We start from the raw sequence: 24,675 nt of genomic DNA, 5'->3' as shown, positions 1-24,675 counted from the left end.
CAGTCACATCAAAAAAACACGCCTCCTCCCAACAGGGAGGAGGCGTGTTCACTTTATCTCAAATCAAACCGATCCGCATCCATCACCTTTACCCAAGCGGCAACAAAGTCACGGACAAATTTCTCTTTGTTGTCATCCTGCGCATACACTTCAGCAAGAGCACGAAGCACAGAGTTGGAACCGAACACCAGGTCAAAGCGTGATGCCGTACGAACCACTTTACCCGTTTGACGGTCACGTCCTTCATATTGATTGAATCCGTTCGGTCTCCACTCGATGCCCATGTCCAGCAGGTTCACGAAGAAGTCGTTGGTCAATGCACCGACGCGGTCTGTGAATACGCCGTGATCCGCATCACCGTGGTTAGCGCCAAGAACACGCATACCTCCGAGAAGGACGGTCATTTCCGGCGCAGTCAGACCTAGTAGCTGTGATTTATCCACGAGCATTTCTTCCGGGCTGACAGCGTATTCCTGCTTTTGGTAGTTACGGAATCCGTCTGAAACGGGCTCAAGTACACCGAAGTTTTCCACATCGGTCTGCTCGGCCGTTGCATCGCCACGGCCAGGAGAGAATGGAACGGTTACCTCGAATCCGGCGTCACTAGCGGCTTTTTCGATGGCTGCGTTTCCTCCTAAAACAATCAAATCAGCCAGGCTGACTTTTTTGTCCAGCTTGCTTTGAAGGTCTTCGTAAACACCCAGGACTTTTTCAAGCTGTTCCGGTTCGTTCGCTTCCCAGTCTTTCTGAGGAGCGAGACGGATACGTGCACCGTTCGCGCCTCCGCGCATATCGGAACCGCGGTAAGTGCTGGCTGAAGCCCAAGCGGTTTTTACCAGCTCGCTTACGGTTAATCCTGTGTTGAGGATCTTTTCTTTCAGAGAGGCGACTTCACCTTCAGATAGATCATAATCCACCGAAGGAACCGGATCCTGCCAGATCAACTCTTCATCCGGAACCTCTGGACCCCAGTATCTTGCTTTCGGCCCCATGTCGCGGTGAAGGAGTTTGAACCAGGCGCGGGAGAAGGCATCGGCAAACTCTTCCGGATTCTCATGGAAACGACGGGAAATTTTTTCATAGTCCGGGTCCGTACGTAACGCCATATCGGCGGTTGTCATCATCGTCTTCACTTTAATCGATGAATCTTCGGCGTCCGGTGCCATATGCTCTTCCGTCATGCCGACCGGTGCCCATTGGGACGCGCCTGCCGCACTCTTCGTTTTCTCCCACTCATAGCCGAATAGGAGGTCGAAGTAACCATTGTCCCACTTCGTCGGATTCGTCGTCCAGGCACCATCGACACCGCTTGATATCGTGTCGCGTCCTTTTCCACTTCCGTGTGAGCTGATCCAGCCGAATCCTTGTGTCTCAAGATCCGCAGCTTCAGGATCATCACCGACAAGAGATGCGTCACCGGCTCCATGGGCCTTCCCGAATGTGTGACCACCTGCGATAAGGGCCACGGTTTCATAGTCGTTCATTCCCATTCGTCCGAACGTATCGCGGATATCACGGGCGCTTCCCAGTGGATCCGGTTCACCGTTTGGACCTTCCGGATTCACGTAGATGAGACCCATCTGGACGGCAGCGAGTGGATTTTCTAGCTCACGGTCGCCTGAGTAACGGTTGTCAGCAAGCCATTCCTTCTCATTTCCCCAATACACATCTTCCTCAGGATGCCAGATATCTTCTCGTCCTGCACCGAATCCGAATGTTTTCAAGCCCATGGACTCAAGGGCCACGTTACCTGTCAGGACGAGCAAGTCCGCCCATGAAATTTTGTTTCCATACTTTTGCTTGATCGGCCATAACAGACGGCGGGCTTTATCAAGATTGACATTATCCGGCCAGCTATTGAGCGGGGCAAAGCGCTGTGAACCTGATGAACCGCCTCCGCGTCCGTCCGTCTCGCGGTATGTACCTGCAGCATGCCAAGACATCCGGATGAAGAATGGGCCGTAGTGACCGTAGTCAGCCGGCCACCAGTCCTGGCTGTCTGTCATCAGGTTATGGAGATCCTGTTTCAGGGCATCGTAATCCAGCTTCGAGAATTCTTCCTTATAATTGAAGTCTTCCCCCATCGGGCTCGATTTTGTGTCATGCTGGCGAAGGATATTCAAGTTCAACATGTTCGGCCACCAGTCTTTATTCGTCGTACCACCCGGGGCCGTCGTTGTCGTGATGGCGCTATCCTTGTGGTGGGTGACAGGGCACTGTCCTGCAGCTGCTGAGTGATCCTTTTGGTCAGGGCGATTGTTATTTTCCATTTACATTTCTCCTTTCAAGTATGGGACAAGGGTCGAGTAAACCATTACCATTTGCTAGAGATAAGAAGTTAGATTATTATGATAATTCTTATTTATATTATAGTGGACCAGGAGTCTGATTCAAAGTGAGAAGTGTTGAATCAACGGATTTTTATGGAAAATGTATCAAGTAGAAGGCTCCTTATAGAATAAGAGGAAGTCGACGGGGAATAACATGAATGAAACAGATTTCAAGGGAAAGGGAAAAGCATCGACTGACAGGAACCTGTCCCTGGATCCCGCTTCCATGATAAAATATGTTAATAAAAATGAATGACGGTTAGGGTGTATGTATATGAAAGTGTTGTTGGTAGAGGATGATTGGACGATTGCGGCTGGGTTGGAGTATTCGTTGCGTCAGGAGGAATATGGAACAATTGTTTGTTATGATGCGGAGTCTGCAAAAGCTATGATTGATGATCGGTTAGGTGAAATCGATTTGTGTTTGTTTGATTTGTCGCTTCCTGATGGGAGCGGCTATGATTTGTGTGAGATGGTGAAGAAGCGGGATGATAAGCCGGTGATCTTTTTGACAGCGCTGGATGACGAAGTGAACGTCGTGATGGGGTTGGATATGGGAGCGGATGATTATATCACGAAGCCGTTCCGGGTCCGTGAGCTGCTTTCCCGTATCCGATCGGTGCTCCGGCGGTATCAGAAAAAGCCGTCACAGGCAAACGTGTGGATGGATATTGAGGATATCAGGATTAACACATTGGAGGGGAAAGTGTATAAGAATGGTGATGAGGTAGTATTGACCGCTTTGGAATACCGGCTTCTCCTCATCTTTGCGAATCATGTCGGACAGGTGTTGACGAGGGCTCAGCTCCTCGATCGAATTTGGGATGTGGCCGGTGATTTTGTCAATGATAACACGTTGACTGTTTATATCAAGAGGCTCCGTGAGAAGTTAGAGGACCATCCGCAGCGACCAACGATCATCAAGACCGTTCGCGGTATGGGATATAAGGCAGGCGATTGATATGTGGAGGAATCGGGAGGTTCAATGGTTTTTCATCAGCCATTTATTCATCAGTCTCGGAGCATCGGTATTGGCAGGTTTTCTTTATTCGATTCGGGTTGCATTGTTTGTGCTGGTCACATCCGGCTTGCTCGTGGGATGCAGCTTTTTCTTTACAAGGTGGCGATACCGGGAAATTGGAAAGCTTTCGGGTTACTTGAGGAAGATCAGCAGCGGCGATGACAGCCTCGATGTCCGGGATAACCAAGAAGGAGAGCTCAGCATATTAAAGAATGACATCTATAAGGTGACCTTGATGCTGTCTGAGCATCGTTCTTCTTTAGAAAAGGACAAACTTACTTTGACCAACGCCCTTTCTGATATCTCGCATCAGCTGAAGACACCTTTGACCTCGATGATGGTGATGGCCGACCTCTTAAGTGACAGCACATTGAAGGAATCCAAGCGTGCCGAATTCACTCAACATATCCGGGTGCAATTGGAAAGGATCGAGTGGCTTGTCTCTTCGCTTCTGAAACTATCCAAGATCGATGCAGGAACCATCGTGTTTAAGAAAGACAAGGTGGCCGTCCGGGATCTGATTCAGAGTGCCGTGCAGCCTGTCTTGATTCCAATGGATATTAAAGAGCAGGTACTGAATGTAAGTGGGGACGAATCGGTCACTTTCACAGGTGATCTTCGGTGGACGGCCGAAGCCCTCATCAATATCCTGAAAAATGCTGTGGAGCACACGGGAGATGGAGGGGTGATCTCCATTTCATATTTGGAGAATCCGCTCTATACTGAAATCACCATTGGAGATAATGGAGACGGGATTCCTAAAGAAGATCTTCCATACATATTCAGGCGTTTTTACAAAGGCAAGAATGCTAGCGAAGAAAGTGTCGGAATCGGTCTTGCCATGGCCTACAGCATCATTACCAGTCAGCAGGGGGATCTTGAGGTCCGAAGTGAAAAAGGAAATGGTACCCAATTTTCAATTAAATTTTATAAATAGGAATTAGTTATTCTTGCTCCCCGTACCCCCTAAAGTGAATAAATTGTCACTTTCTTAGTCACTTTAAAGTCATATTGGACAGATATACTAGGGTCTACATCAACATTATGGAGGTACCAAATGAATATTTTACAAATTGAAAATCTGTCTAAGATATATGGCAAGGGGGAGACGGCGGTCAAGGCACTGGATGATATCTCATTCTCTGTGAGAAAAGGAGAATTCGTCGCCATCATCGGTCCTTCTGGATCGGGGAAATCTACCTTGCTTCACCTGCTTGGAGGCGTCGACCGTCCGACAAGCGGGAAAGTGCTAATCGATCAAACCGATATTTATCAATTGGATGAAACCCAGCTGGCCGTTTTCAGAAGAAGGCAGATCGGGTTGATCTATCAGTTCTACAATCTGATCCCGATCTTGACGGTGGAAGAGAACATTACCCTCCCCATGTTATTGGATCAGCATAATGTAGATCAAAAGCAGTTGACTGATCTTGTGTCGACATTGGGCCTTCATGAGAGGCTGAATCATCTACCGAACCAATTATCCGGAGGACAGCAGCAGCGCGTATCCATCGGGAGAGCGCTGATCAGTAATCCCGCCATCATTCTCGCGGACGAGCCGACAGGAAATCTCGACAGTAAGAACTCTACCGAAATCATCGAACTGTTAAAAATGTTCAACAAGACCTATAACCAGACATTGATCATCATTACCCATGATGAACGGATTGCCCTGCAGGCTGATCGTGTGATCGAAATCGCAGATGGAAGGATCGCAAAGGATGAGGTGATCCGCCCGTGAATATCATCAACAAACTGACGTTAAGGCACCTGAAAGAAAACAAAAGAAGAACCCTTGTGACCATCACCGGGGTGATCATCTCCGTGTCGATGATCATGGCCGTTGCGACACTCGGCGTTTCATTCCTGGACATTATGAAAAGACAATCGATAGCCGACAATGGCGAATGGCATGCCAAATATCACAATGTCAGCCCCGATCAAATCGAAGCGATAGCGAATGACGAAGATACAGGAGACTTGCTCCTATCCAATGACTTTGGGTATGCAAAACTCGATGGGGCCAAGGTGGAAGAGAAGCCTTACTTATTTATAAAAGAATATAATGCAGAAGGCTTGAAGCAGTTTCCGGTCGAGTTGAGTAAAGGCCGCCTGCCTTCCGATGAACAGGAAGTGGTCATTTCCGAGCAAATCGAAAATGATGCCGGAGTTAAGTACGAGATCGGGGACCAGATCAAACTGGATATTGGGGCCCGGATGATGGAGGGGGAAGGCGAACCATTAGGACAGAATGACCCGCTCCAACGGGATGAAGAGGGCATTATTGAAAGGCTAGAAGTGAACTCCACGGAGACCTTTACCGTGACGGGCATCATAGAAAGTCCATCATGGGAACCGGCATGGTCTCCCGGTTATACGGTGCTCGGCTATATCGATATGAATTCATTGAATAAGTCAGATATGGTGGATGCGATTGTGGTGCTGGACAAAGTGGACTCATCCGTATTTGAGCATGCTGGAAACCTGGCAAAAGAGAATGGAATCGAGAAAGTAGCTTTCAACGATGAACTTTTGCGCTACTACGGTGTAACGGACAATGACAACCTCCGCTTCACCCTGTTTTCCTTACTCGGGATTATCATGGCAGTCATCATCATTGGTTCGGTATCGCTTATTTATAATGCATTTGCCATCAGTGTATCCGAACGTGCCAGACACTTAGGGATGCTGTCGAGTGTGGGTGCGACGAAGAAACAGAAGAGAAATTCCGTCTTTTTCGAAGGGATGATCATCGGAGTCATCAGCATCCCACTTGGTCTATTGGCAGGGGCATTTGGGATCGGAGCTACCTTTTGGTTCATCAACACCTACATTGACGGGGCATTGGGCATTTCGGAGAGGCTTCAGGTGGTCGTCACACCGTCAACGGTTCTGGTTTCATGCCTGATTTCAAGCGTGACGATATTCATCTCCACGTATATCCCTGCACGAAAAGCATCGAAGATTTCAGCGATCGATGCGATCCGGCAGACGCAGGATGTCAAATTGACTGGTAAGACGGTCAAAACGTCCAAGCTCGTCCGAAAGCTGTTCGGGCTGGAAGCGGAAATCGGATTGAAGAATCTGAAACGGAATAAACGACGTTACCATGCGACGATTTTTTCCCTTGTGATTAGTATCGTTCTCTTCTTATCCGTGTCTTTCTTTACTGATAATCTGAAGAAATCGGCAGTCATGTCCCAGGAGGGCACGAATTTCGATATTTCCGTATCCGCCAATACTGGGGATACAGATCAGTTGGAAGACTTGGTTCACATGGAAAATGTCACAGCATACAGCATCCATAAAAGCCTGAACCCGACTGTGCTTATTGACAAAGACAAATTTCCTCAAGAATTGAAAGACATGATCAAAAGGGATAACATCTCCCTTGATGATGGACGCTATCAATACTATGTTAACTTCCATGGATTGGATGAACAGAGCTTTACAGACTTTGCCAAAAAAGCAGGCGCAGATCTCGAGATGTTCGACGATCCCGAAAAGCCAACAGCCATCGTCATTGATCAGATTTCCTATTATGATCTAACGAAATCCAAGTTCATCAACGCCAAATCGATCGTAACTGAACCGGGAGACGTCCTCGATTTGATCTTCACAGACTATGCTACAGAGAAATCGAAACCTTTGGGATCGTTTACAATCGGGGCCACGACAGACAAAGTACCTATGGGGGCTCGTACCTCAGTGATAGGCGGATTGGATGTCATTGTGCCGGTGAAAACGATGGACGCCTTGATGGATGAAGAGATGAAAAAGGAAGTCCGCAGTCAATTATATATTAACAGTACTGATCCGATGGAAACCCAGAAAGCCCTTGAAGAAGTGCTGCCATCGAATCTGTATATTTACAATGTCTATCAAGATAGGCAGCAAGAAGAACAGCTCATCCTGTTCATGTCAGTCTTCACGTATGGGTTCATCGCACTGATTTCATTGATATCCATCGCGAACATTTTCAATACGATTTCAACGAGCATCTCATTGAGAAAACGAGAGTTCGCCATGCTGAAATCTGTTGGGATGACCCCAAAAGGATTTAATAAAATGATTAACTATGAAAGCATTTTTTACGGAGTCAAGGCCTTGTTGTACGGGCTGCCGATCAGTATCGGTGTCATGTATCTGATCCACAAATCTGTCGGAGAGACCTTCGATTACGGGTTCGTGCTTCCGTGGTTCGATATCCTATCCGTCATCGCAGCGATATTCATCGTCGTCAGCTCGGCGATGCTTTATTCAATCGGAAAGGTCAAGAAGCAGAATATCATTGAAGGATTGAAGCAAGAGAATATATAGAAGAGGAGAGATGGGCTTTTAGAGGCTCATCTCTTTTTTGCTTAAGTATACTTACTTGTCTTCGTTTCTCTTCTTTATAAAAACATAGGCAGTTTCAACCAAAAAAATCGAAAGAAGAAAAAAGAGGACGAATATTTCCGTTATTTCCATTACTCGAAAAGGACGTACGGCATTGTACAATGCGTCTGAAACATCAAACCCTTGGAGAATATCGAGACTTAGAGAAAAAGCCATTAAACATACCATCATTAAAAGGGCAATGCCCATGATTTTCATGCCGATCAACTCCTCCTACTAGGTTCTTCTCTTTGGACTAGAATCATTCAGTCATATCTTTGTTAATAATTACATAAAAACCCCTGATAAGGTTAAAGTAATAAAAAATAAAAGAAGGGTGCCTGAATCTATGCCTTCGTTCTTTAAAGGTCGAAAACCAAAAAAGAACCACCAGTCGAATGCTGAAAATCAAGCTGCTGATCACTCGGTAGAACATATACAAGATTCATTGTCAGACAACCTTGATATCATTAGACAGAAAACAGGAAACAGTTCAGACCTCGTCGTTCGTCATCTGAAAATGGGGAGAGATTCCGATATTAAAACAGCAATTGTCTATATCGCAGGAATAGTAGACAATCGAACGATTCAAGAGTTCTTATTGCAAACCATGATGAAAGATGATGATAAAGAAAAATTGAATGAGCACGATGCATTAGAACTGATTTCTGAGGACATGATGACGGTTGGTAACGTGTTATCCCTTAATACATGGGAAGACCTGTTCTCATCTTTAATGGCAGGTGACACCCTGGTCCTGGTGGATGGTATTTCTAAGGCTTTGAGTGCAAGCACGAAAGGGGGAGAAAAACGCTCCATTTCGGAATCTAACACTCAAATGGTGGTCCGTGGTCCAAAAGGGGCGTTTACAGAGTCGATTGAGACCAATACAGCCATGGTAAGGCGCATCATTAAGACCCCTGATTTATGGATGGAGTCCGTGAAGGTTGGCCGTGTAACCAAAACCGATGTGACGCTTATGTACATACATGGAATTGCCAATGAACAGGTTATTGAAGAAGTTCGTCAGCGAATAAATAAGATTGACATTGATAGTATTTTGGAATCAGGCTATATTGAGCAACTAATTGAAGATCAAACATTGTCTCCCTTTCCAACTATTTTTAACACCGAAAGACCTGATGTAGTGGCAGGGAATCTGATTGAAGGACGAATTGCCATTTTTGTCGATGGAACACCTTTTGTACTGATTGCACCTGCGTTGTTTATACAATTTTTTCAATCGGCTGAGGATTATTACGCCCGTTTCGATATTGCAACATCGATTCGGCTTTTACGCATTTTGATGTTTATGATTTCGCTTATTGCCCCTGCTGCCTTTGTCGCTGTCACCACCTTCCACCAGGAAATGGTGCCGACAACGCTCATTGTTGCCATTGCAGCTCAGAGGGAATCCGTTCCTTTTCCTGCATTCGTGGAAGCTCTTCTGATGGAAGTAACGTTTGAAATCTTACGGGAAGCAGGAATTCGACTGCCTAAAGCGATTGGTTCGGCTGTATCCATTGTCGGTGCACTTGTTATTGGACAAGCAGCCGTTCAGGCGAGTATTGTGTCACCAGCCATGGTCATTATTGTATCAATCACAGCGATTGCCAGTTTTGCGACACCTTCTTTTGATATGGCCATTTCAGCTCGTTTAATCCGGTTTTTGTTTATGGTTGGTGCTGCAACATTTGGATTCTACGGAATTATTTTGATCCTCTTGATGATGGTCGTCCATCTATGCAGCTTACGTTCATTCGGTGTGCCCTACATGGCCCCATTTGCTCCCTTTATTCCTGTGAATAATGGAGATACGTTTGTAAGATTACCATGGTGGTCACTAAGACAAAGACCCCGCTTAATTAGTGCCAATACAGTACGGGAAGGGAAGAATTCGCGTCCTCAGCCTCCTGCATCCCGTGCAATGGTTAATCGGGATTTTAAAGAAGGTGACAACAATGAAGCATAAGTTGGTTTTCCTTATAATATGGGTGACAATGAACGTCTTGCTATCCGGATGTTGGAGCAAAAAAGAGCTAACCGATCTTGCTATCGTGGCAGCCATGGGAGTAGATAAGACGGAAGACGGAAAATATGCAATCACCCTTCAAATTATTAATCCAGGGAACGTGGCTGGAGGCATGCAAGGGGGAGGTGGTGGGACAGAAAGCCCACCTGTTACCATCTATTCAGCTACTGGAAATAATTTAGTAGAAGCAAGCAGGAGTGCTTCAAGCAAAATTTCCAGAAGATTATATTATGCTCATGCCAACCTGGTGGTGGTTGGGGAGAACCTTGCAAGAGAAGAAGGTGTAGCTACATTAATCGACGCAATCGATCGAGATCATGAATTTAGAATCACTACAACCATGGTGATTGCCAATCAATCATCTGCAGCAGACCTCGTGAAAACATTAACACCCGTTGATAAAATCCCAGCGAATAAGGTGCTGAAAACATTAGAATTCTCACAAAAGGTATCGGGAGAGACCATCAAGACGTCGATCCAAGACGTGATGAAAGGACTGCAATCCGCTGATGAAGCAACCGTGGTATCAGGATTTCGTCTTGTAGGAGATCCCAAGCATGCGAGTAAGTTAGAGAACATTCAAGAAAGTGAGCCTGAATCCACCCTTGAAGCCAGCGGAATCGGAATCATAAAAGAAGGGAAATTAGTGGATTGGTATGATGGGAAAACGGCAAGAGGAACTGTATGGATCAGAGATGAAATCCAAGGAACAGACATCAACATTGATTGGGAAGGAAAAAAGGAAGCCATCGCCTATCAAACAGTCCGTCAAAAAACAACCGTATCTGCGAAAGTGAAGAATGGAGAGCCCCATATCTCTATTCATACACGTGCGGAAGGAAGCATAGGGGAAATGAATGTACCTGTAGATATCACAGATGTCAAGGTGATTTCAAAGATGGAAAAAGAGCTGGAGAAAGAGGTTAAAAAAGAAATTACAAATGCGATTGAACAGTCTCAAACAAATAAAGCAGATATCTTTGGGTTTGGCGAAGCCATCCGACGTTCCAGTCCGGGTGAGTGGAAGAAGCTAAAACCGATGTGGAACGATGTGTACTTTCCGGAATTAAAGGTGGATATTAAAGTGGAAGCCTATATCCGTCGTGCTGGATTACGAAACAAATCGTTTCTTTCAAGTTTAAATGATAATCAATAGTGAGGGAAAGGGGGTACCAGTGGAGTGGAGAAAGCCAAAATTAGTGCCAGGCAGCTCTTTGTCTTAATGGTTCTGTTTGAACTGGGGAGTGCTTTACTCGTACCTCTTGCCATAGATGCAAAACAGGACGCCTGGTTGGCCATTCTGCTTGGAATGGTCGTCAGTTTCGTTCTTTTATTAGTCTATCATAAACTCTATTGGTATTATCCCGATCTTTTGCCTACCGAGTACATGCAAAAGATTCTCGGTAAAGTGATGGGAACCGTGCTTGCCTTCCTCTATCTTTTTTTCTTTATGTATGATGCCTCGAGGGTTCTTCGTGACTTTGGGGAAATGCTGTTAACCTTTGCCTATCCAGAAACGCCTTTATTCATCGCCAATGCACTGTTAATGCTTGTCATTATTTATACGATCCATAAAGGAATAGAGGTCATCGGCCGATCAGGAGAACTGCTTTTTATGCTTATGTTTCTCCTTTCGGTTGTTGGATTTGTATTGATCGTAAGTTCTGGTCTAATTGACTTAACCAACTTACAGCCAGTACTTGAATAAGGGATTGCACCTGTCCTGAAAGTGGTTTTTACTCAAACCTTATATTTCCCGTTTACAGAAGCCATTGTATTTACGATGATTTTGCCGTACATGAATAATCCCAAGAAAGTAAAGCTTACGATGATATGTGCAACGGGATTAAGTGGAATCAATCTCATTCTTACGATGCTCATTAATATTAGTGTGCTTGGTGTGGGGCTGACTGCACGGTCACAATTTCCGCTTCTTAGTACGGTTCAGACCATCCAAGTAGCAGATTTTTTAGAACGGCTGGATGTGTTTTTTATGCTTGCCTTAGTGATCGGGATTTTTTTTAAGATAAGCATGTTGTTTTATGCAGCGGTCATAGGCTCAGCCAGCTTATTTAAGATTAAATCTCCTTCACGACTATCCTATCCTTTGGGTCTGGTCGTTTTATTTATGTCGATGACGATTGCGAGCAATTTTCAAGAGCATATCCATGAAGGACTAAAGGTAACGATGTTTGTCTTTCATCTGCCCCTCTTTGTGATCATTCCCATCCTTCTTCTTCTTATTGCGTTTTTGAAAAATAGAAAAAAGAAAAGAGGGTAACAGGGTTATTCGCCTCAGTACTTCGAGGGTGAAGGGGAACGAGGCGACGGTGAAAATGTTTGTTTGCGACCCACAATATAAATGAATCGAATGTTGATATAATCGAAAAAAGCTGTCCCCAAAGGATTATCTTTGGGGACAGCCTCTTTATTTCTATCGGAATTTCTAAATATTGAGCCATGCAGCTAGTCCTTGTTAGATAATCTTTTTGGAGGATTCCATGTCTTCTTCAACTTCATTCTCAGTCAAACTTCGAATACCGAAATTGTTCGAGTATGGAGCCAAGAAGCCGTATAAGAGGGAGAAGACAAATCCGCCAAGGTTGAAAATGGCCCACGGTAAGAATTCGAAGTTGCTCACTCCAAGGGTGGTGGCCATGAAGACACCTGAAACTGTCCATGGCATCAATGCTTCTGTGATCGTTACAGAATCTTCCATGCTTCTGGATAGATTAACCGGATGCAGTTTTTTCTTTTTATAAACATCTCCGAAGATGTCTTTGATTAGGAAGTATGTCACCAGGGCATTGGAGGTACAGTTGATGACGGCAAAGCCAGTGACAAGTGACGCAAAAATGACACTGCCTATTGACTTAAGATAAGAGATGATTTTTTCAAGGACGACATTCAGAGCCTGTGAAACCTCGATGGCTGCTGCAAAGAAAAAGGCACAAAACACAAAGAAAGTGGCATTATACATTGAATACAGGCCGCCGCGATTCAGGAGCCCCTGCATCGATTCTGAAATGACAGTAGGATCGAGACCCGGGTTTGAAGCAGTCACCATTTCAACATTGAATCCTTCAACAGCTGCAGTGAACAGCTGAGCAACTGTAGCTTGTTGGAAAAAGAATGCGACGATCATTGCCGTCAGGGCAGAGCTGAACAAGACAATTAACGGACTTTTCTTCATCAGGGAGCCGGCAATGACGATGACAGCCGGCAAGAGGACAAGGACATTCAAGTTGAACAGTTGATCGATCCCTGAAAGCATTTCTTCGATGTTACTAAGTTGACCCGGTGTCGATTCAATGCTTAAACCAGCGAAATAAAAGACTATGATGGCGATGATCGATGAAGGGATTGATGTATACATCATATGCTGGATATGTTCGTACAAGTTGGAACCAGCGGCTAACGAGCTCATATTTGTCGTATCGGATAGTGGAGAAAGTTTGTCCCCGAAGTAAGCTCCGGAAACGACGGCACCAGCAGTTATCGCAAGGGAAACGTCCATCGTTTGGGCGATACTCATCAAGGCTACCCCGATCGTACCGGCAGATCCCCAGGATGTCCCAACACATGTAGATACTATGGCGGTAACGATGAAAGCTAATACATAGAGATAACCAGGATGGATGATTTCAAGACCATAATAGACGAAAAATGGTATTGTACCCGATAACATCCAAGTACCGATGATCAGTCCGATGCTAAATAGAATTAGGATAGCGGGCAGTGCGGTTTTGATTTTTTCCCCCATGACGGTAAGGATCTTTTCCCACTTATGCCCACACCAAATGGCGTATATGGAAAACACGACGCCTGCAAATATCAACATCAGCTCAGCTTGATATTTCAGAATTCCTATTCCTCCAATGAAAATGACAAGGGCTACCATGATCGGAATCAGGGCCATGCCAACGGATGGACGTCTAATACCCTCTTTACTCATTATGAATCATCTCCTCGATTTAAGATTTGGTAAGAGATATTGATTGGAATGCGTTTTCTAAATCACTGATCAGGGAATTAGGGCTTTCAAGACCGATAGAAAAACGAACCAAGCCCGTGCTGATCCCTGCTTTTTTAAGCTCATCTGCGTTGTGTGGTTTTATTGGTGAGTTGACTAAGCTCTCATAGCCGCCCCAACTTACTCCAATTTTGAATAGCGTCAACGAATTAATGAATGCAGCGACGTTTTCAAACCCTCCTTCCTTGAGTTCAATGCTAAGAACCCCTGAATACCCTTTCATTTGATTTTTCATAAAAGGGTACTCTTCCCCTTTTATTAGACTTGGATGATAAATCTTAGCAATTTCGTCTTTCGTTTTTAAATAATCTATCACCATCAAAGCATTTTGCTGATGCTGCTGCATCCGAAGAGGCAATGTTCTTAATCCTCGAATGATGAGAGACGCATCGTGAGGAGAAAGGGTGGATCCATTCAGCTGAAAGCCGAATTCAAAGATCCGATCAACAAGGGTGTGACTCCCGATGACAGCTCCGCCGGTTACATCACTATGTCCACCGATATACTTCGTCAAAGAATGGATGGAAAGATCGAATCCATGGGTCAACGGTTTTTGGAAAAGGGGGGTCGACCATGTATTATCGATAACTGTATAGATGCCGTACTTTTTCGCAAGCAAAGAGATGCTTTCCAAGTGAATGACATTCATATTCATTGTCCCAGGGCTTTCCACGTAGATGACCCTTGTGTTTGGTTGAATGTGTGATTCGACATCGTCAAACGTAGAGGTATGTGTGATGTTGAATTTATTGAAAAATGCGAGAAGCTGTTTGGTCGGTCCATAAATGTCATTGACGAAAAGCACATGATCCCCACTCTTCAGGAGCGAAAAGAAGACGGAACTAATTGCACCCATCCCTGATCCAAAGCACTTACACTTATCTCCGCGCTCAAGTTTAGCTAGTTTCATTTCTAAAAGTTCGGTTGTCGGATTCACCCCGCGTGTATAGACATAGTTCTCCCTTTCTTTCGTTTGTGCTTGTGAAAACGCTTCAAAATTTTCGAACGCAAAAAGACTGGTCTGATAAATCGGAGGAGATACCGCTCCTTTATGTTCAGCAGGGTGATCGCCATATTGCGTACAAATTTGAGTATCGTAGTTATCCATTATGCCATCTGCCTTTCCTATGTTGACTCTATTTGCTATTATATTATCATACTGTCAACCTGTATGAAAGGTTAGATTATTCAGAATATAAAATAAGTACATTTTCTTATCAAACCTATCAATAGTATAATGAGGAAAATAGGTTATTCGTTGGGGTGAAAGAATGAAAGCCATAAAGAAAAAACGCTTATCAGAAATCGGAGCAGATGAAATTAAGAAATATATTGAGGATGAAGGATTAAAATACGGGGACCGCCTGCCTTCTGTGGCTGAGCTTGTAGATCTTTTGCAAATCGGCCGGTCTTCCTTGAGGGAAGCACTGCAACTCCTTGAATCCCAAGGGGTCATCGAGATATTGAATGGAAAAGGGACGTTCATCAGGGAGAGTAAACCATTTCAAATCCAAATGGCTTTCGAAGTAGAGGATAAAAAGAACTTTCTCCTTGAAACACTGGAGGTAAGGGAGGCACTCGAGAAAAAGGCCGTCGAACTGGCGGTAAAGGCTGCGAATGATGAAGATGTGGAGGAAATGACTTATCACCTTCAGCAATATGTCCAATTTCTCCAAACGGGGCAACGACAGCTTGCAAACCAAGCCGATGCACGTTTCCATCAGGCCATTTACGCAGCTTCAAAAAACATGATGCTTGAAAGTATCATCGACTCCGTTTGGGATACATTTCACGAGTTCTGGAATGAGCCTTTTGGCATCGATGACATCTTTGATCAGAGCTACCCCTACCATGAAAAGCTGCTCCAGGGGATTCGTGAACGGAATTCTAAATCAGCTCTAGAGGCCTTTGATGAGATCATTCAGTCTGTGAAACAGTCCATATATAATATTAACTGATGGAAGGAAACTCGGTTATGGTAGTGGTGAAAGGTTCAATATAACTCTGAAAAAGGCGACCATCCTTCCTTCGGCTGGCAAGTTATCAGGGAAGATGGGGCCACTTTAGTCGGGCAGATAAAATGGTTAGAATGATGATGATAAATGGATCACTCACACCATACGTAGATGATGGACTTTACTGTATAATGGAAGAATGAAAGATAAAGAGAAAGGGATAATGGGGGACTACAATGAGTAAAGGGAAGACATTAAGTGAGCTGAAGGAAAAGGAGAGGGAAGCTAGACGGCAGTTGATCCTTAGTGCTGCGACTGAATTGTTTAGCAGTCAACCTATCTCAAAGGTGGGAATTAGGGATATCGCCAAAAAGGCAGGAATTTCTCCGGCATTGATCTATCGTCATTTTAATGATCGGGATGAACTGTTTATTGAGGCTTTTTTTATGCAAAGCGAGAAGATTGCGTCTGCATTTGAACGGTTGATACAGGAAGAGGAGCAAAGATCCACCCAAAAGGTGGGTGAGTTATATGTCACCTTTTTATTGGAGAATGATGAGTTCTTTCAAATGATGACACATTTCATGCTGGATCATGTCATAAGGGAAGAAGCGATGGAACCATTCGACAAGAGTATGCGCAGGTTGTTAGCTGCATTTGATGCTTCATTTGAAGGGATGGAGATAAAAGAGGACGTGCGTTTACATACACATGCCTTCTTCTCATCATTAAATGGGGTGTTGATTACATTTCGAAATTATCCGGGAAGAAGTGAGGAAGAGGTACGGAAACACATCTTTCGTCTCACCGAAATCATTTGCTCCAAATTCAGAACATAACGCCTGCTATCCTTTGGGGGAGCAGGCGTTATTTTGGGGATTAAGTAGCGACTTGGTCACCTTTCTTTAATACGGTTTTTAAGATTTTTCCGACAGCGTTTCGAGGGAGCTGGTCCACAAACACGACTTTCCTTGGTACTTTATAGGTAGCCAGCTGGGCTTTGCAGTGTTCCATGATTCCTTTTTCTGTAAGGTCACTTTCTGCAACTTTCACGACAAAGGCACAAGGAATCTCACCCCATCTTGCATCTGGCATTCCGACCACAGCCGATTCGATGATTTCATCATGATTTGAAAGGGCTTCTTCGACTTCAGCGGAGTATATATTTTCCCCGCCGCTAATAATCATATCTTTTAATCGATCGACGACATACAGAAAACCTTCTTCGTCTAGTCTGCCTATATCACCTGAGCGGTACCAGCCATGGTGAAGGACCTTTGCGGTTTCTTCGTCATTTTGCCAATAGCCTTTAAATACTTGAGGACCACTGCAAAGGATTTCTCCATCCTCACCTGCAGGAAGTTCTTCATTTGAATGAAGATCGACAATTTTGATTCCACCGTGCATGACAGGTTTGCCCATTGAATCTTTCTTTTCTGGATCCAGTGATTCTTTCCAGAAGGTTACGGCTCCTGTATATTCAGTAATTCCATAAACCTGTTGAACGGAGATTCTAAGGCTTTTGCACGCATTGATCATGCTCAATGGTACCGACGATGCGCCGCATGTGATATTACGCAGGGTGGAGTAGTCCGTGTTAGCGTGTTTTAACGTTTTTAGCATGGCACCCAGCATGGCAGGAACACTCATCATGGTCGTAATTCTTTCTTCCTCAATCGTTTGCCATACTTTAACCGGATCAAAGTATTCCATTAGAACGGTCGTACATCCTGTATGTAGATTCGCTATAATTGGAGAGATTCCGCCTATGTGAAAAAAGGGTGCGACGGATAAGAAGCGATCCTGTTCCCACCAATCAACCGTGTGGGTCAGCCCGATGGACGAGGCGAAAAGATTTGAATGGGTAAGAACAGCACCCTTTGGTTTCCCCGTTGTCCCAGACGTATACATAATAAGGATCGCGTCTTCGCTGTGGGAGGAATAGGCTGGTACGATTGATGAAGATGTGTTCAATACTTCATCAAATGATGGGTCGTGAGGGCTTTTCCCACTGCAGATAAATAGTTCTGCCAATGAATCACTCTTAATCTCTTCTATTACTTTACTGAAAGTATCATCATACACAATGACTCTGGCACCACAATCATTTAAGATATAGGCTGTTTCCTTTGCCTGAAGTCTCCAATTGATTGGGACTGTGATGACACCTATTTTTGCTGCGCCAAAGAAAGCAGCAACGAAATCCTCATGATTCTTGCAAATTAACGCTACCCGGTCACCTTGGTTCATTCCTTGGACTTTCAGGTATTGGGCAAACTGATTAGCTCTGTCATTCATTTGTTGAAAGGTATATCTCCCTTTCTTACCGACAAAGGCTTCCTTGCTGCCCATTAAATAAGAACGATTCTGTAACCATTCTCCCACATTCGTTTTCATTCATGACACTCCTTTAAAATAGATTAATAAACAGCTTCCAGGATTTCTTCAGGAATCAGACTCGCTTCAGGAAATTCATTTAGGGCAATCCTCTGGTATAAATGAAATAGGTCAGACCAAAGTTGTTCCCATTGACGTGCAGCAGAAATGGTTTCTTCATTAGGTGCATCATATAAATTAATTGATAATAGATTCCTAAGTTTAGAACTGTATTGTTGAATGATTTCCTGATCATGACCATTTAGTAGATTTGCGATCAATTCCTCAGGTGGATACCAACTTTCATTCTTCTTTAGATCTCTATAGACTTGTGAAAGCAGGACATTTCTTGGCCCTTCCCAAAGCTCATTCACCATCGCATCCCTGAATAGTCTCGGTATGGAAGAGAAGTCCTCAATCGCACCATGCCCTCCAAAAAGGGAGATGGTTGTCTTCAATGCCTCTACCGTTTCTTTAGCAGAAAAAACCTTTTGGATCAGGATCAAAATCCGAATATCAAGTTGTTTCTTTTCAAAGGGGATGGGTGATTCTTCTAGAAGAAGATGCTCTTCAAAAATTTTAAACGCAGTTGCAGTGGATCGCTTTGCCGCTTCTTGTAAAGACAAGAGCTGACCCTTGGCCATAGGGAATTCATCGATCTTCCGTCCGAATACACTCCGGAATCGTGCGTATAGTGTTGCCTCACGTGCCGCTCTCATCATGAAAGCTGCGCTCGCAAAACCGATATCAATTCGTGATAGGGTAAGAACAATCCCAACCGCGATGGAAACCCCTTTTTCAATGGGCCCAATCGGATACGCTACGGCTCCTCGATAGTCAATCTCAGCAGATGGAAGCTCACATGTGCCAAGCTTCCACTTTAATCGATTCAGTACATGTCCATTCCGTCTTTCCTTTTCTTTGTCACCCTCGAGCCAGGTTGGGACAATAAAAACACCCACATGGTCAGTATTTTTCACTTTAGCCGTCACAACGGAATAATCAGCGTGTACGGCTGAACAGAAAAATTTATTTCCATAAAGATTGTAGTGATCACCATCCGGAACGGCCTCCAGGACATTGGCAGGTATATTCGAACCGCCCTGGATCTCGGACATGAATTGGGCCCCTATCGCAAAGTCACCATTCCTTCCTTCTTTGCTGTGCTCCAGAATTTTTACTACTTCTGGAGAAAGGTCATCCCGAAACCGTTCTAATAAGGCGATTAATCCATCGGTACATGCAAGGGGGCAAGCCACCCCGGCTTCACCATTATGGTGGATCAAAAATCTTTTCATGGTACGTTCCCGCTTACTCACCTTTTGAGAAAAGAGCCCGGCTGAAAAGACTTCCTTTTCCAGCTCATGCATTTCCTGTGGGCGGACAATGCGATCAATCCGATGATTGTGCGCATCAAAATGTCTCAGCCTAGGATGATTTTCAACTCGTGCATTTTCCTCCGTTAACGCTCGCCACTTTCCGGAAACAATAGTTGAGAACGCTTTCAATTCTTGATACCATTCATTCCATTCCTTATCACTATAACGTTGGTAGACTTGGAGTAAAAAAGGGTTTTCTAAAGCATTGAGGCTATTGCGGGACTCGAGAAAAGAGTCAAAAGAATAGGGATTGCTTGTTTTTGTAATCAATGCGACACACCTTCCTGAATTTTCTGAAAAATAACCTAAAATAAGTTTATCACATATTCATAGAAAATCAACGGTGTTTTAATTTGTAAACATTGTTTACAAATGGGAGAGGGGACTCTCTACTACGAAGCATAAATGTATATATATGAATCCTTTTACACACTATATTTTTGTAGTGATGTGGAGAGGAGGATATTAGATGGTATTATTTTCGAATAAAAATAAAATTCAAAAGAAGCAGGCCACTGGAAAAGATTCTTCCTCCATCCCCATCTCACCATCATTAGATAATAATATCAGGATAGTGAAACAGCTCTTAAATGAATCGGATGATTTGAAAGAGCAAGACATTCAACTCCCCTCAAAACAGGCAAAACTCTTATATATTGAAACGATAACTGATACGAGTGTCATTCAGGAACAAATCTTATCGCCGATTCAACATCATTCTGATCATGCATCTGTTGATATTTTTCCTTCACGGGAAATGAACAAAAGAACAGATCTACATGAGGTAGCAAGCGATTTGTTACATGGCAGAACGGCACTCATTCTTGAAAACGAACGTTTCATTTATACTTTTGATACAAAATCTCAATACCTCCGTTCAATTGAAGAGCCGAATAATGAAAAGGTAATCCGAGGAGCTCATTATGGTTTTATAGAAAATGTAAATGTGAATATCAATTTGATACGTTCCCGAATAGCCAATAAGAACCTTGTCATTAAGAATTTCATGATTGGGGATGAAGTAAAAACGAAAGTTTCAATTGTTTTTATGAAAAACATTGTCAATCCGAAATTGGTAAGTGAGGTAGAGACTCGTTTACAGTCGATTCATATGGATATTGTCACGTCACCAGGCTATATAGAGGAATTTATAGAAGATTCTCCTTTTTCCCCATTTCCTCAGATGTTAACCACACAAAGGCCAGATCGCGTTGCTTATAATTTAATGGAAGGGAGAGTAGCCATTCTATCAGAAGGCAGTCCCAATGCCTTAATCCTGCCTATCACATTCTTCGGGTTCTTTCAATCTCCAGATGATTATAATAGCAGATGGTATGTGGGCTCATTTTATCGTCTGCTGCGTTTTATTAGTTTTGTAATGGCAATTACTTTACCTGCTATTTATATATCGATTGTTGCCTTTCATTTTGAGGTTTTGCCAACGAAAATGTTAAAACCAATTAAAGAATCAATCGAATTAATTCCTTATCCGCCTCTCATTGAAGCAACAATTATGGAATTAACCATTGAGCTTATTAGGGAGGCAGGTGTTCGCTTGCCCTCATCGATTGGTCCAGTAATTGGGATTGTAGGTGGTTTAGTCATAGGGCAAGCGGCTGTTGAGGCCCATTTGGTATCTAATATTATGGTTATTATTGTGGCTATAACTGCGATTGCTTCATTTGTTGTACCTTCGAATGAGATGGTTACGACTCTAAGGTTGCTTCGTTTTCCATTAATGATAGTAGCGGCTAGTTTTGGGTTTTTAGGTATTATCCTCGGCTTGACTGTCATGCTCATGCACATGTGTACGTTGCAATCATTTGGTACCCCCTATTTAGCGCCTATATCCGTAGGTAGGTGGACTGACTTTAAAGATACTTGGATCCGAGTACCGATTTGGAAAATGAATAGGCGCCCCAAAGATCCGCAGCCTCAGCAACTGGATCGTGAAAGTGATTCAAGAAGGTGGAAGAAAGAATGATTAAAGAAGAAGAAAAAATTTCTCTAACACAACTATTTGTTTTAACCATTCAATTACAGATTGGTACCGGTATTCTGGTATTACCCCATAATATCTATGAATACGCAAAAAAAGATTCTTGGATATCGATATTGATCGCTGGAGTTATCGTACAATTGGTCATTATTCTTCTTTGGTGTTTAATGGCCCGTTATCCAGGACTTCATTTCTTTCAGATCACTCAAATCCTTCTAGGGAAATGGTTAGGCAACGGAATAAACCTATTTTATTTAGCTTTTTATATTATAACCAACGCCATTTTATTACTTAATATGAGTCATATCTTGAATAAGTGGGCATATCCCAAAACACCCAAGTGGGTAATACTTTTGTTATTTGTCGCAGTCTCAGTCTATATTGCCAGGCAAAGTTTAAAAGCGATCAGTCGTTTTTACTTGTTAGCCACTTTTTTGCATATCCTTTTTATAGTCATGATGCTTATCAACTTAAAGGATGGAAATTTAGTCAATCTTCAACCTGTTGGACAGGAAGATTTTTCTTCGATTCTCCTAGGAGCAAAAACGACATTGCTGCCAATTTTAGGGTTTGGTGTTCTGATTGTTGCAAACCCATATGTCAAAGGTACTGAAAGAGCGATATTAAAAACTGTTTCTTTGGCAAGCTGGTATGTTATCTCGTTTTATTTGATTATTACCTTATCGACCATGATCTTTTTTTTACCAGAAGAAATAACGTTTATTCCTGAACCATCACTCTATGTTCTTAAAACCATTTCATTTGAGGTTATTGAGCGAGTGGATTTGATTTTCTTGTCATTTTGGCTTGTTTCTACCATTACGACATTCGCAGGATATCTGTATTTAAGCTCCAAAAGCTTAGCCCAAACGTTCCAAACAAAAAACCATAGTCGTTTTGTTTTGTTTGCTGCTATTATTACATATTGCATTGCCATTTGGGAAAATGATCCAGACTTTTATAGAAAGTGGGAGCAATATTTAGAAAGCTTTGCTCTCATGACCTTAGTTTGTATTCCGATATTTCTACTACTACTATCGTTGATAAAACAAAGGAAAAGAGGGGGATACGAATGAAAAGGCAGCTCCTCTGGATTATTACTCTTTCATTATTTTTAACAGGTTGTTGGGATCAAGAGCTTTTAAAAGATACGAATTTAATCATGAGTGTCGGACTAGATTTATATGAAGAAGGAAAAGTTGAAGTTTCAATTACGTCTCTCACAGGAAACACTGAAACAGATCAACCTGCCGGGAGTGGAGGGGAACAAGTTGAAAAAAAATTGGTTTCAGAGGTTGGAGACACAGTTAGAAATGCTAGAGTAAATATCGACCGAAAGATACCTAAAACCTTAAATGCTTCTAAAAATGAAATTGTCTTAATGAGTGACGAAATGGCTGAACAAAATATATCTTCTTTCCTGGATCTATTTTATCGGGACCCATTAAGTGATTTATCAGCTAAATTTGCAATTGTTAAAGGCAGCGCAAAAAAAATGATAGAAGCTGTATCTCAAAAAGATCCATTAGTAGGCCCCTATCTATCAGAAATCATCAAGAGTCAGGAAAAGAAATTCATCATCTCAAAAGAAAATATTGGTTCCGTTGAATCTGAAATCAAATCTAAAGGAATGGGGACTATTTTTCCCTTGCTGGAATTAATTAATAATGAGCCAAATGTGATAGGGTCAGGAATCATTCATGACAATAAGCTTGTTGGGATATTGACTCCAGAGGAATCGTTTCTCAGTCTTATATTTACAGGTCAAAAACCTGAAGAAGCAGTTATTACACTTAAGGTCCTACAAGATTTAAAGCCCATGGTTAAAAACTATATGACATTAGTCATTCGGGATTCAAAAAGAGATATGGATGTGAAAGTGTCTAAGGATGGAACAATTGTTGTGGATTTAAAAACAGAGTTATTTGCTCATATTCAAGAGTTTGATCACGAAGAGAAGTTTCAGGAAGAAGATAGAAAGAAGTTTAGTAAGATCGCATCAAAGGAGCTTACGGAAAAAGCTAAAAAAACCATTCGGAAATTGCAAGAACACAACTGTGATTTGTACCGGATAGGACATCATCTAAAAGCAAATCATCCTGAACAGTGGAAGCAAGTAAATTGGGAACAAGCATATAAAAAGGTACAGTTCCATTCAAGCGTGAAGGTAGTCATTATGAACTCTGGTATATATGAGTAGTAAAACGGTAGTAAACCACTGAAAACAACCGTGTCTTTTTGTTTGGGCTATATTCTATATAAGGAAGGAATTTAGGTAAGGCATCTTGAAAATTTACGTTATGCTATAAAATAATAGGATTCCTGTTTAATGTTATTGATTGAGAGGGGAGATAAATGTGGACTTTATTTTCGAAGATGACGCGTTGACCTGTGAAGTTGTAAAGTCGATTCATACAGGTGACGTCCAATCGTTAAAGCGACAGCTTGCTGAAAATCCAGGTTTGGTTACGGCGAGAATTATTGGAAGAGATAATGATGACAAATGCAATAGCTTGGGGATGTCTCGTACGTTGCTTCATGTTGTGACTGATTGGCCTGGCCACTTCCCTAATGGTGCGTCTACAGTGAACTTATTGGTCGGTGCTGGTGCAGAGGTGAACGCTCGATTCACCGGACCGCACACCGAAACGCCACTTCATTGGGCTGCGAGCAGTAATGACATTGAAGTGCTTGACGCTCTCCTCGATGCAGGTGCAGACATTGAGGCTACAGGAGCAGTCATCGGAGGCGGCACTCCGTTAGACGATGCGGTGGCATTTGGACAGTGGCATGCAGCACGCCGTCTAGTCGAGCGCGGGGCACAAACCAAGCTCTGGAATGAAGCTGCACTTGGGCTAATGGATCGCATCAACGAACGTTTTGAGGGCAGAAAATTACCTGCCTCCAATGAGATCACCGAGGCATTCTGGCTGGCGTGTCATGGTGGACAGTTGAAGGTTACTCAATACCTCCTGGAGCAGGGTGCGGATCTTAATTGGGTCGGCTATGATGATCTCACTCCACTCGATACCGCACGTCGCAGCAACGCTTCCGAATTAGTTGAGTGGCTGGTTAGTCTCGGCGCCATATCCGCCAGGTAACAGATTAGAATAATAAGACTAAATAGACAAGGGGACAGGTCCGTTTTCCCATTAGGAGACAATATAAGAATC

Annotated in this window: 18 protein-coding genes and 1 pseudogene; 13 read left to right on the top strand and 6 right to left on the bottom strand. The window is 43.3% G+C overall.

Going from position 1 to position 24,675, the window contains the following annotated elements; genetic code table 11:
• Positions 1-53: 53 nt before the first annotated feature.
• Positions 54-2,270: a catalase/peroxidase HPI gene (gene katG / locus F0342_RS01230; RefSeq protein ID WP_149154242.1), complete on the bottom strand. Its 2,217-nt coding sequence runs from the start codon at positions 2,268-2,270 to the stop codon at positions 54-56.
• A 334-nt stretch (positions 2,271-2,604) separates the two neighbouring features.
• Between katG and F0342_RS01225 the strand changes: the two genes are divergently transcribed.
• From F0342_RS01225 to F0342_RS01210, 4 genes are all read left to right on the top strand, one after another.
• Complete coding sequence (locus F0342_RS01225; RefSeq protein WP_149154241.1) at positions 2,605-3,291, top strand: response regulator transcription factor; 687 nt, start codon at positions 2,605-2,607, stop codon at positions 3,289-3,291.
• Position 3,292: 1 nt separating this feature from the next.
• Entirely contained in the window at positions 3,293-4,288 is a 996-nt protein-coding gene (locus F0342_RS01220; protein ID WP_149154240.1) for a sensor histidine kinase, read from the top strand.
• A gap of 120 nt (positions 4,289-4,408) precedes the next feature.
• A complete protein-coding gene (locus tag F0342_RS01215) occupies positions 4,409-5,092 on the top strand; it encodes an ABC transporter ATP-binding protein (RefSeq protein WP_149154239.1) in 684 nt (227 codons plus the stop codon).
• On the top strand, positions 5,089-7,671 hold the full coding sequence (locus tag F0342_RS01210) for an ABC transporter permease (protein ID WP_149154238.1): 2,583 nt from the start codon (positions 5,089-5,091) through the stop codon (positions 7,669-7,671). The genes F0342_RS01215 and F0342_RS01210 overlap by 4 nt, the downstream gene beginning before the upstream one ends.
• 51 nt (positions 7,672-7,722) lie before the next feature.
• Here F0342_RS01210 and F0342_RS01205 read toward each other — a convergent pair whose 3' ends face one another.
• Positions 7,723-7,947, bottom strand: a complete 225-nt coding sequence (locus tag F0342_RS01205) for a YczF family membrane protein (RefSeq protein ID WP_149154237.1) — start codon at positions 7,945-7,947, stop codon at positions 7,723-7,725.
• Between the two features lie 130 nt (positions 7,948-8,077).
• Between F0342_RS01205 and F0342_RS01200 the strand changes: the two genes are divergently transcribed.
• The 3 genes and pseudogenes from F0342_RS01200 to F0342_RS01190 all read left to right on the top strand — a co-directional run bounded on the left by F0342_RS01200 (position 8,078) and on the right by F0342_RS01190 (position 12,041).
• Positions 8,078-9,700 carry a spore germination protein gene (locus F0342_RS01200; protein ID WP_149154236.1) on the top strand — a complete coding sequence of 541 codons (1,623 nt, stop codon included), beginning with the start codon at positions 8,078-8,080 and terminating at the stop codon, positions 9,698-9,700.
• Positions 9,690-10,916 (top strand): Ger(x)C family spore germination protein, encoded by a 1,227-nt coding sequence (locus tag F0342_RS01195; protein ID WP_149154235.1) that lies wholly within the window; start codon positions 9,690-9,692, stop codon positions 10,914-10,916. The genes F0342_RS01200 and F0342_RS01195 overlap by 11 nt, the downstream gene beginning before the upstream one ends.
• 24 nt (positions 10,917-10,940) lie before the next feature.
• Positions 10,941-12,041: pseudogene (locus F0342_RS01190) on the top strand (GerAB/ArcD/ProY family transporter).
• Between the two features lie 195 nt (positions 12,042-12,236).
• Here the strand turns inward: F0342_RS01190 and nhaC are convergent.
• The gene (gene nhaC / locus F0342_RS01185; protein ID WP_149154234.1) at positions 12,237-13,715 is read right to left on the bottom strand and encodes a Na+/H+ antiporter NhaC; all 1,479 of its coding nucleotides are present in this window, start codon (positions 13,713-13,715) and stop codon (positions 12,237-12,239) included.
• A 19-nt stretch (positions 13,716-13,734) separates the two neighbouring features.
• Positions 13,735-14,901, bottom strand: a complete 1,167-nt coding sequence (locus F0342_RS01180; protein ID WP_149154233.1) for a trans-sulfuration enzyme family protein — start codon at positions 14,899-14,901, stop codon at positions 13,735-13,737.
• Between the two features lie 163 nt (positions 14,902-15,064).
• Here F0342_RS01180 and F0342_RS01175 point away from each other — a divergent pair, with 163 nt between their 5' ends.
• Positions 15,065-15,751, top strand: coding sequence for a FadR/GntR family transcriptional regulator (locus tag F0342_RS01175; RefSeq protein WP_149154232.1), 687 nt, complete (start codon positions 15,065-15,067; stop codon positions 15,749-15,751).
• A 233-nt stretch (positions 15,752-15,984) separates the two neighbouring features.
• Positions 15,985-16,587 carry a TetR/AcrR family transcriptional regulator gene (locus F0342_RS01170; RefSeq protein WP_149154231.1) on the top strand — a complete coding sequence of 201 codons (603 nt, stop codon included), beginning with the start codon at positions 15,985-15,987 and terminating at the stop codon, positions 16,585-16,587.
• A 40-nt stretch (positions 16,588-16,627) separates the two neighbouring features.
• Here the strand turns inward: F0342_RS01170 and menE are convergent, their stop codons facing one another.
• Together menE and F0342_RS01160 are read right to left on the bottom strand one after the other, a co-directional pair.
• Positions 16,628-18,145 carry an o-succinylbenzoate--CoA ligase gene (menE, locus tag F0342_RS01165; protein WP_149154230.1) on the bottom strand — a complete coding sequence of 506 codons (1,518 nt, stop codon included), beginning with the start codon at positions 18,143-18,145 and terminating at the stop codon, positions 16,628-16,630.
• Between the two features lie 23 nt (positions 18,146-18,168).
• Positions 18,169-19,773: an acyl-CoA dehydrogenase family protein gene (locus F0342_RS01160; protein ID WP_149154229.1), complete on the bottom strand. Its 1,605-nt coding sequence runs from the start codon at positions 19,771-19,773 to the stop codon at positions 18,169-18,171.
• 199 nt (positions 19,774-19,972) lie between these two features.
• On the opposite strand from F0342_RS01160, the gene F0342_RS01155 reads away from it, so the two are divergent.
• From F0342_RS01155 to F0342_RS01140, 4 genes are all read left to right on the top strand, one after another.
• Complete coding sequence (locus F0342_RS01155; protein WP_149154228.1) at positions 19,973-21,487, top strand: spore germination protein; 1,515 nt, start codon at positions 19,973-19,975, stop codon at positions 21,485-21,487.
• On the top strand, positions 21,484-22,578 hold the full coding sequence (locus tag F0342_RS01150; RefSeq protein ID WP_149154227.1) for a GerAB/ArcD/ProY family transporter: 1,095 nt from the start codon (positions 21,484-21,486) through the stop codon (positions 22,576-22,578). Before F0342_RS01155 ends, F0342_RS01150 begins: the two co-directional genes overlap by 4 nt.
• Positions 22,575-23,702: a Ger(x)C family spore germination protein gene (locus F0342_RS01145; protein WP_149154226.1), complete on the top strand. Its 1,128-nt coding sequence runs from the start codon at positions 22,575-22,577 to the stop codon at positions 23,700-23,702. Before F0342_RS01150 ends, F0342_RS01145 begins: the two co-directional genes overlap by 4 nt.
• Before the next feature lie 157 nt (positions 23,703-23,859).
• The gene (locus tag F0342_RS01140) at positions 23,860-24,603 is read left to right on the top strand and encodes an ankyrin repeat domain-containing protein (protein WP_149154225.1); all 744 of its coding nucleotides are present in this window, start codon (positions 23,860-23,862) and stop codon (positions 24,601-24,603) included.
• Positions 24,604-24,675 lie beyond the last annotated feature (72 nt).

It is taken from the genome of Bacillus sp. CH30_1T (assembly GCF_008364765.1).
GTDB lineage: Bacteria > Bacillota > Bacilli > Bacillales > Bacillaceae_B > Rossellomorea.
Note: the sequence above shows the minus strand (reverse complement) of the source record. Positions and strands in the feature narration are given on the sequence as shown.

Bases quoted from the DNA above. Each gene is read 5' to 3' on its own strand.
- F0342_RS01220 (WP_149154240.1), top strand. From the start codon at position 3,293: ATGTGGAGGAATCGGGAGGTTCAATGGTTTTTCATCAGCCATTTATTC.
- F0342_RS01145 (WP_149154226.1), top strand. From the start codon at position 22,575: ATGAAAAGGCAGCTCCTCTGGATTATTACTCTTTCATTATTTTTAACA.
- F0342_RS01155 (WP_149154228.1), top strand. From the start codon at position 19,973: ATGGTATTATTTTCGAATAAAAATAAAATTCAAAAGAAGCAGGCCACT.
- F0342_RS01205 (WP_149154237.1), bottom strand. From the start codon at position 7,947: ATGAAAATCATGGGCATTGCCCTTTTAATGATGGTATGTTTAATGGCT.
- F0342_RS01200 (WP_149154236.1), top strand. From the start codon at position 8,078: ATGCCTTCGTTCTTTAAAGGTCGAAAACCAAAAAAGAACCACCAGTCG.
- nhaC (WP_149154234.1), bottom strand. From the start codon at position 13,715: ATGAGTAAAGAGGGTATTAGACGTCCATCCGTTGGCATGGCCCTGATT.
- F0342_RS01180 (WP_149154233.1), bottom strand. From the start codon at position 14,901: ATGGATAACTACGATACTCAAATTTGTACGCAATATGGCGATCACCCT.
- F0342_RS01225 (WP_149154241.1), top strand. From the start codon at position 2,605: ATGAAAGTGTTGTTGGTAGAGGATGATTGGACGATTGCGGCTGGGTTG.
- menE (WP_149154230.1), bottom strand. From the start codon at position 18,145: ATGAAAACGAATGTGGGAGAATGGTTACAGAATCGTTCTTATTTAATG.
- F0342_RS01215 (WP_149154239.1), top strand. From the start codon at position 4,409: ATGAATATTTTACAAATTGAAAATCTGTCTAAGATATATGGCAAGGGG.
- F0342_RS01175 (WP_149154232.1), top strand. From the start codon at position 15,065: ATGAAAGCCATAAAGAAAAAACGCTTATCAGAAATCGGAGCAGATGAA.
- F0342_RS01170 (WP_149154231.1), top strand. From the start codon at position 15,985: ATGAGTAAAGGGAAGACATTAAGTGAGCTGAAGGAAAAGGAGAGGGAA.
- F0342_RS01150 (WP_149154227.1), top strand. From the start codon at position 21,484: ATGATTAAAGAAGAAGAAAAAATTTCTCTAACACAACTATTTGTTTTA.
- katG (WP_149154242.1), bottom strand. From the start codon at position 2,270: ATGGAAAATAACAATCGCCCTGACCAAAAGGATCACTCAGCAGCTGCA.
- F0342_RS01195 (WP_149154235.1), top strand. From the start codon at position 9,690: ATGAAGCATAAGTTGGTTTTCCTTATAATATGGGTGACAATGAACGTC.